The organism is Tenacibaculum sp. (genome assembly GCF_048269885.1).
In the GTDB taxonomy this organism is placed as follows: domain Bacteria; phylum Bacteroidota; class Bacteroidia; order Flavobacteriales; family Flavobacteriaceae; genus Polaribacter.
On the sequence record NZ_JBLWTZ010000002.1, the window covers coordinates 274300 to 287570 of the forward strand.

The 13271-nt window shown below is 33.2% G+C and carries 11 protein-coding genes; 4 read left to right on the top strand and 7 right to left on the bottom strand.

All coding sequences use genetic code 11. From position 1 onward, the window contains the following. The first annotated feature begins 139 nt into the window (after positions 1 to 139). The gene (locus tag ACN0WY_RS02590; protein WP_417799455.1) at positions 140 to 2392 is read left to right on the top strand and encodes a polyribonucleotide nucleotidyltransferase; all 2253 of its coding nucleotides are present in this window, start codon (positions 140 to 142) and stop codon (positions 2390 to 2392) included. 279 nt (positions 2393 to 2671) lie between these two features. Beyond that, the gene (folK, locus tag ACN0WY_RS02595) at positions 2672 to 3802 is read left to right on the top strand and encodes a 2-amino-4-hydroxy-6-hydroxymethyldihydropteridine diphosphokinase (RefSeq protein ID WP_417799456.1); all 1131 of its coding nucleotides are present in this window, start codon (positions 2672 to 2674) and stop codon (positions 3800 to 3802) included. 28 nt (positions 3803 to 3830) lie between these two features. Here the strand turns inward: folK and gldC are convergent, their stop codons facing one another. Further along, on the bottom strand, positions 3831 to 4169 hold the full coding sequence (gene gldC / locus ACN0WY_RS02600; protein WP_330487610.1) for a gliding motility protein GldC: 339 nt from the start codon (positions 4167 to 4169) through the stop codon (positions 3831 to 3833). After that, on the bottom strand, positions 4169 to 5131 hold the full coding sequence (gene gldB, locus ACN0WY_RS02605; protein ID WP_417799457.1) for a gliding motility lipoprotein GldB: 963 nt from the start codon (positions 5129 to 5131) through the stop codon (positions 4169 to 4171). Before gldB ends, gldC begins: the two co-directional genes overlap by 1 nt. 91 nt (positions 5132 to 5222) lie before the next feature. Between gldB and nadE the strand changes: the two genes are divergently transcribed. Then, a complete protein-coding gene (nadE, locus tag ACN0WY_RS02610) occupies positions 5223 to 6011 on the top strand; it encodes an NAD(+) synthase (protein WP_330487612.1) in 789 nt (262 codons plus the stop codon). A gap of 214 nt (positions 6012 to 6225) precedes the next feature. On the opposite strand, the gene dnaG is transcribed toward nadE, so the two are convergent. Next, a complete protein-coding gene (gene dnaG / locus ACN0WY_RS02615; protein ID WP_330487613.1) occupies positions 6226 to 8235 on the bottom strand; it encodes a DNA primase in 2010 nt (669 codons plus the stop codon). A 128-nt stretch (positions 8236 to 8363) separates the two neighbouring features. Here dnaG and ACN0WY_RS02620 point away from each other — a divergent pair, with 128 nt between their 5' ends. Then, positions 8364 to 9287: a leucine-rich repeat domain-containing protein gene (locus ACN0WY_RS02620; RefSeq protein WP_417799458.1), complete on the top strand. Its 924-nt coding sequence runs from the start codon at positions 8364 to 8366 to the stop codon at positions 9285 to 9287. Positions 9288 to 9359: 72 nt separating this feature from the next. Here the strand turns inward: ACN0WY_RS02620 and clpX are convergent, their stop codons facing one another. The 4 genes from clpX to ACN0WY_RS02640 form a co-directional block, all read right to left on the bottom strand. Further along, complete coding sequence (clpX, locus tag ACN0WY_RS02625) at positions 9360 to 10598, bottom strand: ATP-dependent Clp protease ATP-binding subunit ClpX (protein ID WP_330487615.1); 1239 nt, start codon at positions 10596 to 10598, stop codon at positions 9360 to 9362. A gap of 43 nt (positions 10599 to 10641) precedes the next feature. Beyond that, positions 10642 to 11301, bottom strand: a complete 660-nt coding sequence (gene clpP / locus ACN0WY_RS02630; protein WP_330487616.1) for an ATP-dependent Clp endopeptidase proteolytic subunit ClpP — start codon at positions 11299 to 11301, stop codon at positions 10642 to 10644. 129 nt (positions 11302 to 11430) lie between these two features. Beyond that, on the bottom strand, positions 11431 to 12753 hold the full coding sequence (tig, locus tag ACN0WY_RS02635; RefSeq protein WP_330487617.1) for a trigger factor: 1323 nt from the start codon (positions 12751 to 12753) through the stop codon (positions 11431 to 11433). 131 nt (positions 12754 to 12884) lie between these two features. Beyond that, positions 12885 to 13232 carry a phage holin family protein gene (locus tag ACN0WY_RS02640; RefSeq protein WP_330487618.1) on the bottom strand — a complete coding sequence of 116 codons (348 nt, stop codon included), beginning with the start codon at positions 13230 to 13232 and terminating at the stop codon, positions 12885 to 12887. Positions 13233 to 13271: the final 39 nt, after the last annotated feature.

Here is a 13271-nt window from a genome sequence, read left to right on the forward strand (position 1 = left end):
CTAAATAGTATTTCTGACTAACAACCAGAAATTTATATATAAAAAGCTCAAAATTACTAACAACAATTTTGATTTTCCATTGGAGCAACAACAACACAACAACAAACAAAAACGAATTAAAATTTAGAAGAATTAATTTATGATTCCAAAAGTATTTAACCAAGTAATAGAACTTGGAGATGGGAGAACCATCACATTAGAAACAGGAAAATTAGCAAAACAAGCAGATGGTTCTGTTGTTGTAAGAATGGGAGATACAATGTTATTAGCAACAGTTGTATCAGCAAGAACTGCAAATCCAGGTATTGACTTTTTACCTTTAACGGTAGATTACCGTGAAAAATTTGCTGCCGCGGGTCGTTATCCGGGTGGATTTATGAAGCGTGAAGCACGTCCTTCAAACGAAGAAATTTTAACAATGCGTTTAGTAGACCGTGTATTGCGTCCGCTTTTCCCAAAAGATTATCATGCTGAAACTCAGGTGATGATTCAATTAATGTCTCATGACGAAGAGGTAATGCCAGACGCTTTAGCTGGTTTAGCAGCCTCTGCTGCCATTCAATTATCAGACATTCCTTTTGAAACACCAATTTCAGAAGTACGTGTAGCAAGAATTAACGGAGAGTTTGTTATTAACCCTAGTTATACACAATTACAAGAAGCTGACATTGATATGATGATTGGTGCTTCTGCCGATTCAGTTGCCATGGTAGAAGGTGAAATGAAAGAAATTTCAGAAGAAGAAATGGCGGATGCAATTAAATTTGCACACGAAGCTATTAAAGTACAATGTGCTGCTCAAGTTGCTTTGGCTGAAGCTGTTGGTAAAAAAGAAACTCGTGAGTATGAAGGAGAAAGAGAAGATGAAGAATTGGCTCAAAAAATTCACGATGCAGCTTACCAAAAATGTTATGATATTGCTAAAAAAGGAACTTCTAAACAAGAAAGAGGATTGGCTTTTTCTGAAGTTAAAGAAGAGGTTACCGCAATGTTTACCGAAGAAGAATTAGAAGAATACGGAGACTTAATTGGTAAATACTTTAGCAAAGCTCACAAAACAGCTGTTAGAGATTTAACTTTAAATGAAGGTTTACGTTTAGATGGGCGTACTACTACAGATATTAGACCTATTTGGTGTGAAGTAGACTATTTACCAAGAACTCATGGTTCATCTATCTTTACACGTGGAGAAACTCAAGCATTGGCTACAGTTACCTTAGGTACTTCTAGAGATGCAAATATGGTAGATTCTCCGACATTACAAGGTGAAGAAAAATTCTATTTACACTATAACTTCCCTCCTTTTTCAACGGGAGAAGCACGCCCTTTAAGAGGAACGTCTCGTCGTGAAATTGGTCACGGAAACTTAGCTCAAAGAGCTTTAAAAGGAATGATTCCTGAAGATTGCCCGTATACAGTTCGTATAGTATCTGAGGTATTAGAATCTAATGGTTCTTCTTCAATGGCAACTGTTTGTTCGGGTACTATGGCATTAATGGATGCGGGTGTTCAAATGAAAAAACCAGTTTCAGGTATTGCAATGGGATTAATTTCTGACGGTGATCGTTATGCTGTATTATCTGATATTTTAGGGGATGAAGATCATTTAGGAGATATGGACTTTAAAGTTACAGGTACTGCTGACGGTATTACTGCTTGTCAGATGGATATTAAGATTAAAGGATTATCTTATGAAATCTTAGTAAACGCATTAAAACAAGCTCGTGATGGTCGTTTACACATCTTAGAAAAATTAACGGACACTATCGCTACTCCTAATGAAGATGTAAAAGCTCATGCACCTAAAATGGTGAATAGAGTAATTCCTAACGATTTAATAGGAGCCTTTATTGGACCTGGTGGAAAACACATCCAAGAGTTACAAAAAGAAACAGAAACTACGATTGTTATTAACGAAGATCCTGTTACAGAAGAAGGAATTGTTGAGATTTTAGGAACTAACCAAGAAGGTATAGATAAAGTTATAGCTCGTATTGAATCTATGATGTTCAAACCTGAAAAAGGTTCTGTATACGAAGTAAAAGTTATAAAAATATTAGATTTTGGCGCTGTTGTTGAATATACAGAAGCTCCAGGAAATGAAGTTTTATTACACGTTAGCGAGTTAGCTTGGGAACGTACAAACAACGTTACAGATGTAGTGAACATTGGTGATGTTATTGATGTAAAATACTTTGGTGTTGACCCTAAAACTCGTAAAGAAAAAGTTTCTCGTAAAGCCTTATTACCTAAACCTGAAGGTTATGTAGCTAGACCACCTAGAGACAATAACAGAGATAACAATAACAGAGATAATAGAGGTCGTGATAATCGTAACCGCGATAATCGTCGTGACGATAGAAAACCTAGACAAGATAAAAAAGAATCGTAAGACTCTATTTTAGATATAAAAAAGCAACCTTAAAAGGTTGCTTTTTTATTTTATATACATCTTTAAAATGAAGAAAGGCTGCCAAATTAGCAGCCTTTAACTTAGAGTTGTTTCAGATCATTCCCCAATAATCATATAAAAATCTTACTCTATAAAGAAATCCACTACTATAACAGTTGAAAAATAAAATACCCTACCCCTTTTTGAAAAATTTATTTAAATAAAAAATCTTTTTTTAGCTTTTGTTTTTTTAGTTTTAGTTTTCTTTGCATCCCATTCATGAAAATACAACGAATCACATATATTTCTATAGGAACCAATCAAGGAGATAAGCTCGCCAATATTCAGCAAGCAATTAACTTAGTTGCCGATAAGGTAGGCGCTGTATTAAAAGTAGCGTCTGTATACGAAACTGCTTCATGGGGGTTTGATAGTAATAATTTTTACAATACATGTATTAAAGTTTCAACGCATTTACCTCCAGAACAATTAATACTTAGACTACTATCAATAGAAAAAGAACTTGGAAGAACTCGAAAAAACACCGATGGGTATTCTGATAGGCTAATAGATTTAGATATTTTATTATTTGATGATGAGATTATCTTTTCTAAAACCTTAATCGTACCGCATCCAAGAATGTTAGAACGCAAATTTGCTTTAGTTCCGTTGGTTGAAATTGCCCGCAATGTTATTCACCCAATAGAAAAAAAGCATTTATATATTTGTTTAGAAAATTGTGCAGACATTTCTGAAATCACCAAATTAGAGGTACAGTTAAAGCGCCCGATTCCTATTACCGAGAAGTATAATTACATTGCTATTGAAGGTAATATTGGTGCTGGTAAAACCTCATTAGCCAATATGATGTCTGATGAATTCAATGCTAAAATTGTCTTAGAACGCTTTGCAGACAATCCATTTTTACCTAAGTTTTACAACGACAATGAACGTTATGCCTTTCCGTTAGAAATGAGTTTTTTAGCAGATCGTTACCAACAACTTTCTGATGATTTGGCGCAGTTTGATTTGTTTAAAAACTTTATTGTTTCTGATTACTACATTTTTAAATCGCTTATTTTTGCACAAGTCACTTTACATAGTGATGAATATAAGTTGTATAGAAAAATGTTCGATTTAATGTACAAAGAAATTACAAAGCCTGATTTGTATGTATATTTATATCAAAACACAGAACGCTTACTAGAAAATATTAAAAAGCGCGGACGCGATTACGAGCAAAATATAGAAGCAAGTTATTTACAAAAAATCCATGATGGGTATAGCAATTTTATCAAAACACAACCTGATTTAAACATTCTAATTGTTGATGTTTCTGATTTAGATTTTGTTAATAACCATGAAGATTACGAAACTATCATTAATAGGATAAAAAACTACAATGCATAAAAAAAGCAGCTTTGAAAGCTGCTTTTTTTTATTTCTGAATTAACTCTAGCTTTTCAGCAAAATAGTCACAAAAATCGCGCATGGTAGCACTCATTTTTTCGTCGTTTGTGGCTCTTTCAAAAGAGTTTGCCATAGATACTAAGGTTTGATGAAAAAACTGCTTCATTTCGTCTACAGGCATATCTTTAGTCCATAAATCCATACGCAAGGTATCTTTTTGTTTATGATCCCAAACAGATAGCATAATTGCTTTTGAAGCTTCATCTTTTATACCTCCGTCTTCTGCATTCCAAGTAATTTGTTCTGGAATTCTGTTTTCGTCTAACCCTACTTTAAATGTTATTGTTGATGTATGCTCTATCGCCATTATCTTTTTGGTTTATATCTTGAGTTTTTGAAGATTTCCTCTTCACTTGTTTGTAATAATGTATGCAAAGATACATCATTCTTTTGCATGTACGAACGTACGATTTGCCAACCAATCCACTCTCCTATTCTTCCTGGTGATTGACTATCTTCTTCCATATAGAACTTAGAAAAAGGAGCTAAATCTAAAAAACGTTTGTCAACATCTTTACTAGTACTGTATAACAAATCTTTTGTTATAAAATACATCCATATTTGCTCTTCATTACTTTTTGCCCACTTTAGTTTTTCTTGTGAATATCCTATTTTTACAGCATCAGGTATTTTGGGTAAATAGGCATCTAGCAAATACATTTTTTTTCCTCGATAAATCATTTTATCGATAAAACTTCTTGCCCTACTTGGCAACATTTGCTTGCTAATTATAGTTTTTGCTACATCAACTACAATATGTTCTTTGGTATTGTTCTGCTTTACATACTCAGGATAATCATTATAAAATTCATGCGTTCTTCCCAAATACGCATCTAAAGAAATGAACAATAAACTATCTGTATATACAACTCTTTTATCATAGTCTATATTCGTTAGGATAGTAATTACTTTCGGGCTCAGAAATCTTGGATTATAATATGTTACATGCTTAAATAATGATGTTAATTGTTCTTTTTCCTCTTCAAAATCTGGGAAAACTTTTTGAGTTTCATCAAACAACTCTTGCTCATCTTTATTGTTTATCTTATTGATCCAAACACTATCTGGTTGAGGAGGAAAAAGCATCGGATATTTTTCCTTTACGTTAGTAAGCTCGTTTGGTTTTGTATTATAAAAATCAACATCAAAACGGTCTAGGTCAATCTTTACGTTAAGATTAGACACATCAACATCTAACTTGTTACTTTCATTATTTTTACATGAAAGACTTATAAAAACTAAGGCAACTAGTGCTAAAATTTTTCTCATGAACTTTAGTATATTTACATTCTAAATTACAACGTCGAAATTACTAAATTAGTTGTTACCTCTTAACTGTAAACTCGTAAAATATCACAAAATGAATACTCCTAAGGTTGCTGAACACATTATAAATTGGTTAAAAGATTACGCTACAAATGCAAAAGTTAATGGTTTTGTTGTAGGAATTTCTGGTGGTATTGATAGTGCAGTTACTTCAACTTTATGTGCTAAAACTGGTTTACCTACCTTGTGTGTTGAACTACCTATTCATCAAGCCAAGAGCCAAGTAAGTAGAGCTAATGAGCATATTAAATTATTAAGAGAACGTTTTAATAATGTAAGTGAAGCTGAAGTAAATTTAACCTCTACTTTTGAAGATTTTAAAACTGTAGTACCGCAAGTTGAACCTTCTGCTAAAGTAGATTTGGCACTCGCAAACACTCGTGCTCGCTTACGTATGACAACCTTATATTATTTTGCTGGTTTACACGGTTTATTAGTTGCAGGAACGGGTAATAAAGTAGAAGATTTTGGTGTTGGGTTTTATACTAAATATGGTGATGGTGGTGTCGATTTAAGTCCAATTGCCGATTTAGTAAAGTCTGAAGTTTATGAATTAGCAGCTTATTTAGAAGTTCCTACATCAATTCAAAAAGCACAGCCTACTGATGGTTTGTTTGGAGATAGTAGAACAGATGAGGACCAAATTGGAGCTTCTTACGATGAGTTAGAATGGGCCATGAAAATGCAAGATGCAGGTAAAACTATAGCTGACTTCTCTGGTAGAGAGTTAGCAGTATATAAAATATATACGCATCTGAATCGCATCAATCAACACAAAATGATTCCGATTCCTATTTGTGAAATTCCTAAAGACTTAAAGTAAGTTAACCGACATCATTTGTCGTTTAATTCTTTGATAGGCACTTTTTTTATGCCCGTTAGAAATATTGAACGGTAACATAACTAGCAACCTAACTAATTCTAGAATTTGTAGCAACTTTCTCATTTTCTTTTAATTTCTTGTTCTTTTTGCAAGTAAAGTTACAAAAAAAATGTTAAGAAGCTTCATTTTTAAAAAAAATAGCAATTTGGTAATCTTAAATTACGCGATTTAGTTTTTCAAAAAGACGTTTTTTCAATCCTGTATAATTACCTATTTCTTCTAAATTGGGTACAGCTTTTTGTTCTTGGCTTTCTTGTAAAATTTCTTTAATTTTTTCTTCAATTAAAACCCTACGTAAGTTTAAAATAGCATCGGTAACTAACTTTGGAAGAATTTTAACGGTTTCCGTTACAAAAACCTCTTTACGCTCCCAATCGCTTAGATTATATTTTTCTTCATCCATTAAAATATTGGTTACTAAACTAGATATTTGCGGATTTTCATGCATCACTAAATGATCTACCTTTATTTTTTCATCTTGATTTAATTGATGAATTAACTCATAATAAGTTAATCTAAAAATTTCGTTAGTAAACTCTATTTCGTCTTCTTGTAAATTTAAATACAGTTCGTTTGATACTGTATTTTGGTATTCTTCTTTTTCTAAAAACGGACGCCCTCTTTCATCAACTGCATCTACCCAATTCACAAAATCAACCACTTCATTTCCATATAGCAACAATATTCTAATGACTTCTTTTTCAAGAATATTTAACTGATTAATGCTTTGTTGTAATTTTCCTTTCCCCCCCTTGATGGCTTCCATGGAAGTTTGTCCTTGCTCTTGAAAATATTCTGGAGGTGGTTGGTTAGGGTCTTGTCCTCCGCTACTCTTTCTCGCTGCTGTTGCTCCCTTTTTTAACAACTGGGCTAACTCACTAAATAGTACTCTTTCAGAAATATCCATAATGCGTGCACATTCTTGTACGTACACTTCACGTTGAATTCCATCAGGAATTTTAGAGATACTCGTAACTATATCTCTAATTAAACCTGCTTTTTTAACAGGATCATTCGCTGCTTCTTTCATTAATAGAGAAACTTTGAACTCAATAAAATCTTGTGATTTTTCTTCTAAGTATTCTTTTAACTCAGCATTCGAATGTGCCTTAGCAAAACTATCGGGGTCTTCTCCTTCTGGAAAAGCTACCACTCTTACATTCATTCCTTGCTCAAGAATTAAATCGATTCCTCGAATTGAGGCTCTAATTCCAGCTGCATCACCATCAAAAAGCACAGTTATATTCTGTGTTAATCGATTTACCAAACGAATCTGATCAGGCGTTAATGCAGTACCAGAAGAGGCCACAACATTCTCAATTCCAGATTGATGAAATGAAATCACATCAGTATACCCTTCTACTAAAAAGCAATTGTCTTCTTTAGCAATTTCTTTTTTAGCTTGGTACAATCCGTAAAGAATTTTACTTTTATGATAAATATCACTCTCGGGAGAGTTTAGGTATTTTGCCGCTTTTTTATCGTTGGTTAGTATTCTACCTCCAAAGCCTAGAATACGACCAGACATACTATGAATAGGAAACATCACACGCCCTTTAAACCGGTCGAACTTTCTCTCTTCTGCTCCTCCTTCTTTTACAATTGTTAATCCTGTAGATTTAAGGTATTTTAACTCATAGCCTTTAGCCAGTGCTGCCTTGGTAAAATTATCCCATTCGTCTTTACAGTACCCTAAATCAAATTTTTCGATAGTATCTTCTCTAAACCCTCTCTCTTTGAAATAAGACAACCCAATTGCTCTACCATTTTGTGTATTCATTAGTACATCGTGAAAATAATCTTTGGCAAATTTCGAAACCAAAAACATACTTTCTCGCTCATTCATCTGTTGCTTTTGCTCATCAGACTGCTCGGTTTCTTCAATTTCTATATTGTATTTTTTTGCCAACCAACGTATCGCTTCTGGATAGGTATAATGCTCGTGTTCCATTAAAAAAGAAATCGCATTTCCTCCTTTACCTGTACTAAAATCTTTCCAAATTTGTTTAACAGGCGATACCATAAACGAAGGGGTACGTTCGTCTGTAAACGGACTTAACCCTTTAAAGTTACTTCCAGATTTTTTTAACTGAACGAATTCTCCTATCACCTCCTCTACTCGGGCGCTTTCAAAAACTCTATCTATGGTTTGTTGGGTTATCATATACTATACAAATACAGCAAACAAATATACTACTAGTTTTAAAAGTTATTTTATTCTTGCAAAAAACTCTGGGCAAATTTAATTTGCTAAAAACATATAATTACATAATTTTGGCAAAAATTCCCCTTATGATGAAAACAATTACCCCCTTTTGTTTGGCAATATTTTTTGCATTGAATACTTACGCACAAGAAACCATTCGAATTCCTGATATTGGTTTAGAAGAATGTTTAATCAATTTAAAAATAGATTCTAACGGTTTAAACGGTAGTATTACAATTAGTGATGCAGAATATGTGACCAACCTAAATGTTAACGATCCTGTTACCAACAAAGACCTTCCTAATGTATACTCTAAGATTAAAGATTTAACTGGTTTAGAGAGTTTTCCTAATTTAAGACGTTTGGATTGTTTTGGCAATGAAATTAAAAAGATTGATTTATCACAAAGTTCTTCTATAAGTTTCTTAAACTGTAGTGAGAACAAAATTGAACGTTTAGATGTGAGTAAAAACCCTAACTTAACCTATATAAGTTGCGATTATAATAAATTAACCTCATTAATACTTGGTGAAAACCCTAACATTCAAAGTTTATACGCTAGTTACAATCAACTTACTACATTAGATGTTTCAAACTGTCCTAACTTAGAAAGTATGGATGTTACTGGAAACAAAATTAAAACTATTATTGTTAGTGAAGAGCAATTAGCTAACATTCCTCAAGGATGGTATAAAGACAAAAAAACTACCTACACAACACGTAGTGGTGTGGCAGCTGACAACAATATTGTTGCAGAAGAAAAGGTTGTTATAGAAGCACAAAAAGCAGTAAAAACCCCTGAAAACAGCAAGTCTAAGGAAGTTAAAAAACCTGTACAGAAGTATGCTGAAAGCTTTATACAATTAGTTGTTTCTGAATATGAAAAAAGCGTATTAAACGAAACCTATTTAAAGCAAATAAGAGAAGACCTTATGTATAAATATGACATTAAAGATGAAGAAATTACTAAATGGATTCAACAATATAGCAAACTTCACAAAGCAGAATAACAGCTTCATTTATTAAAATAAAAACAGCCCTCAATGTATTGAGGGCTGTTTTTATTGTTTTCGATAACGCTTTTAAGAGGCTGCTCTTAATTTCTTTAATGCTGATTTCGTTAATTTCGACTCTGCATATTCTTTTGTTACCTTGAATTCTTTTTCTTCAGAACTTGGCATATCGAACATTGCATCGGTTAAAATAGCTTCACACAACGAACGCAATCCACGTGCACCCAATTTGTATTCTACCGCTTTGTTAACAATAAATTGCAATGCTTCTTCTGTCATAGTAAACTCTACATCATCCATTAAAAACAGCTTCGTATATTGCTTTATAATAGAGTTTTTAGGCTCTGTTAAAATCGCTCTAAGTGTTTTTTCATCTAACGGATTCATATAACTCAATACTGGTAAACGACCAATGATTTCTGGAATTAATCCGAAAGATTTTAAATCTAATGGTGTAATGTACTGCAATAAGTTATCGTGGTCGATTTTATCTTCTTCTACTGAAGCACTGTAGCCAACCGCTTGCATATTTAAACGCTTGCTAATAAACCTGTCTATTCCAGAGAACGCTCCACCAGCAATAAACAAAATATCTTTGGTATTTACTTCAATAAATTTTTGTTCAGGGTGCTTTCTTCCTCCTTTAGGAGCTACATTTACCACAGCTCCTTCTAATAACTTTAGTAAAGCTTGTTGTACTCCTTCTCCAGAAACATCACGTGTAATTGATGGATTGTCTCCTTTACGAGCAATTTTGTCTATCTCATCAATAAATACGATTCCTCTTTCTGCTTTTTCTACATCGTAATCGGCAGCTTGTAACAAACGGCTTAAGATGCTTTCTACATCTTCTCCTACATAACCTGCTTGCGTTAATACAGTAGCATCAACGATAGAAAATGGTACATTTAGCATTCTAGCAATTGTACGAGCTACCAAAGTTTTTCCTGTTCCTGTTTCTCCTACTAAAACAATGTTTGATTTTTCAATTTCTACTTCATCTTCATCATCTCTGGTTTGTAACAATCTTTTGTAGTGATTGTATACTGCTACAGACATGGCTCTTTTTGTTTGGTCTTGCCCTATGATATACTCATCTAAAAAAGCTTTAATTTCTCTTGGCTTTTTTAAGGTAAGGTCTTTCGATAAATCACTTGTTTTAGCTTCAGCTATTTCCTCTTCTACAATTCCATGAGCTTGCTCAATACATTTATCACATATATGTGCATCTAAACCTGCGATTAGTAAATCGGTTTCAGGTTTTTTACGCCCACAAAAGGAACATTGTAAATTTTCTTCTTTCGACATCTTATCAGCTTATTGCCAACAGCTCATTGCTATTAGCTGTTTATTATTTTCTAGTTAAAATTTCGTCTACCATTCCGTAAGCTTTCGCTTCGTCGGCCTTCATCCAATAATCTCTATCAGAATCTTGGTTTACTTTTTCTATTGTTTGCCCCGAATGTTTAGCAATGATTTCGTACAATTCATCTTTTAATTTTAAAATTTCACGCGCTGTAATTTCAATATCAGATGCTTGTCCTTGTGCTCCTCCTAATGGTTGGTGAATCATAATACGAGAATGTGGTAATGCCGAACGTTTTCCTTTTTCTCCTGCACACATTAACACGGCTCCCATAGAAGCAGCCATACCTGTACAAATTGTTGCTACATCTGGTTTAATAAACTGCATGGTATCGTAAATACCTAATCCTGCATATACTCCACCTCCTGGTGAATTGATATAAATTGAAATATCTTTTGATGCATCTACGCTTTCTAGGAACAATAATTGTGCTTGAATCACATTTGCTACTTGGTCGTTAATTCCAGTACCTAAAAAAATAATTCTATCCATCATTAAACGAGAAAAAACATCCATTTGAGTAATGTTCATTTGGCGTTCTTCCATAATGTATGGCGTTAAACTACTCGTTATTTTCCCTAAGTAGTTGCTATTTATTCCGTGGTGCTTAGTTGCGTATTTTTCGAACTCTTTTCCGTAATCCATTTTTAAAATGTTTTTGGGTTATAAAGATGTAAATATAAGAACTATTTCGTTAGTATTTTGTTACAGTTAATGGCTAAAAAAACCTGAATGTACATTCAGGTTTTTATTTATAACATCAGTAGTTAACTGTTATTTGTATACTTCTTTAATGAAATCTTCGTAAGAAACTTCTTTGGTGTCAAAGCTCATGTTTTCTTTATAAAAAGCTAATAATTTTTGAGAAATTAATTGCTCTTGTAAACGACGTGCTTCGTCTTGGTTTTGTAAGATTCTTCCTGCGATATCTTCTAATTCTTTTTCTTCTGGATTCATGTTACCAAACTGTGCCATTTGAGCTCTAATAAATCCTTTTGCATAGTCTACCAACTCTGCATAGTCTAATTTGATATCGTTATCCTTCATAATCTTTCCTTCGATTAATTGGTAACGTAATCCTTTTTCAGACTTATTGTATTCTTCAACAGCTTCATCAGCAGATAATTCTTTTTCACCAGCTGTTTGTAACCACTTTTGTAAAAACTCAACTGGTAAATCAAACTTTGTGTTATCTACTAAGTTCTCAGTAATTGCGTTTAACAATTGTTGATCTGCTTGTTGTTGGAATTGCTTTTCTGCGTCTTCTTTAATTTTATCTTTTAATTCAGTAACCGTTTTCACACTTCCGTCAGCAAATAACTTATCAAATAACTCTTGATCTAATTCAGCTGGTTCTATCTCAGTAATTTCTTCAATAGTAAAGGCTACAGGAATGTCTAAATCGTGAACCTCATCGTGAGATACTCCTAAAGCTCCTTGTAACTTGTGCTCGTCTTCAAATAAGTTTTTCGTTTTTAATTCTAAAACGTCTCCTACTTTAGCACCTACAAACTTTTTTAAGTTTGTTTTTCCTTTAATATCTTTTACAGAAATGGTAGATTTTTTGTTGATTTCTTTCTCTTCGTTTACAAAAGTACCAGTTACGTTAGTTTCTTCAGCAACTTCGTCTTTCGCAGACATTTTACCGTAACGAGATTGAATGTTTTCAACTTCTTTCTCGATTAACTCGTCGGTAGCAACAATGTTATATTGCGTTACTTTGTTTTTTGGTTCTAAGTTTACGTCGAACTCAGGAGCTAATCCTAATTCAAACTCAAAAGAGAATTTATCAGTATCCCAATTGAAATCCTCTTGAACTCTTGGTAACGGGTTACCTAAGATATCTAACTTCTCTTCAACTAAGAATTTGTTTAACGACTCTTGTAAAAGCTTGTTTACCTCATCAATCATTACTGATTTTCCGTATTGCTTTTTCACCATTCCCATAGGTACATGACCTTTTCTAAAACCAGGAATGTTAGCCGTTTTACGGTAATCGTTTAATACTTTTGTTACTTTATCTTGATAATCTTCTGCAACAATATCAACTTTTACAACTGCATTTAATGCATCTACGTTTTCTTTTGTTATATTCATCTTAAAAATCTGTTTCTTAAAAAATCGGGTGCAAAATTACTACTTTATTTATTGATAACCAAGACTTTTAGCCATAAGAATATTATCTTTTTTAGCCCCCTTATTTTCTAGTTTTTAATGTTTTAGGTTACTTATTCGTCTCCTTCATTTAATAGCGAAAACATTAACGATCTGAAAATTGATAGCAATACACTGAACAAGAGCGCTGTAAAAAATCCGCTAACCGCAAATCCCGACACCAACTTATCCGCCAATAATATAATGACCGCATTAATTACAAATAGGAACAGCCCTAGCGTAACAATGGTTGCTGGCAGTGTGAAAAACACTAACAACGGACGTACAAACAGGTTTAACAAGGCAATTACGACTGCTACAATTATTGCAGTTGTATAACTTGCTACCGTTACGCCTGGTAAAATATTTGCCAATACAATTACAGCCAATGCCGTTAGCAATACTTTTAAAAATGTTTTCATATTTCTTTTTTATTTAATGGGTTATGAATTATAAATTTA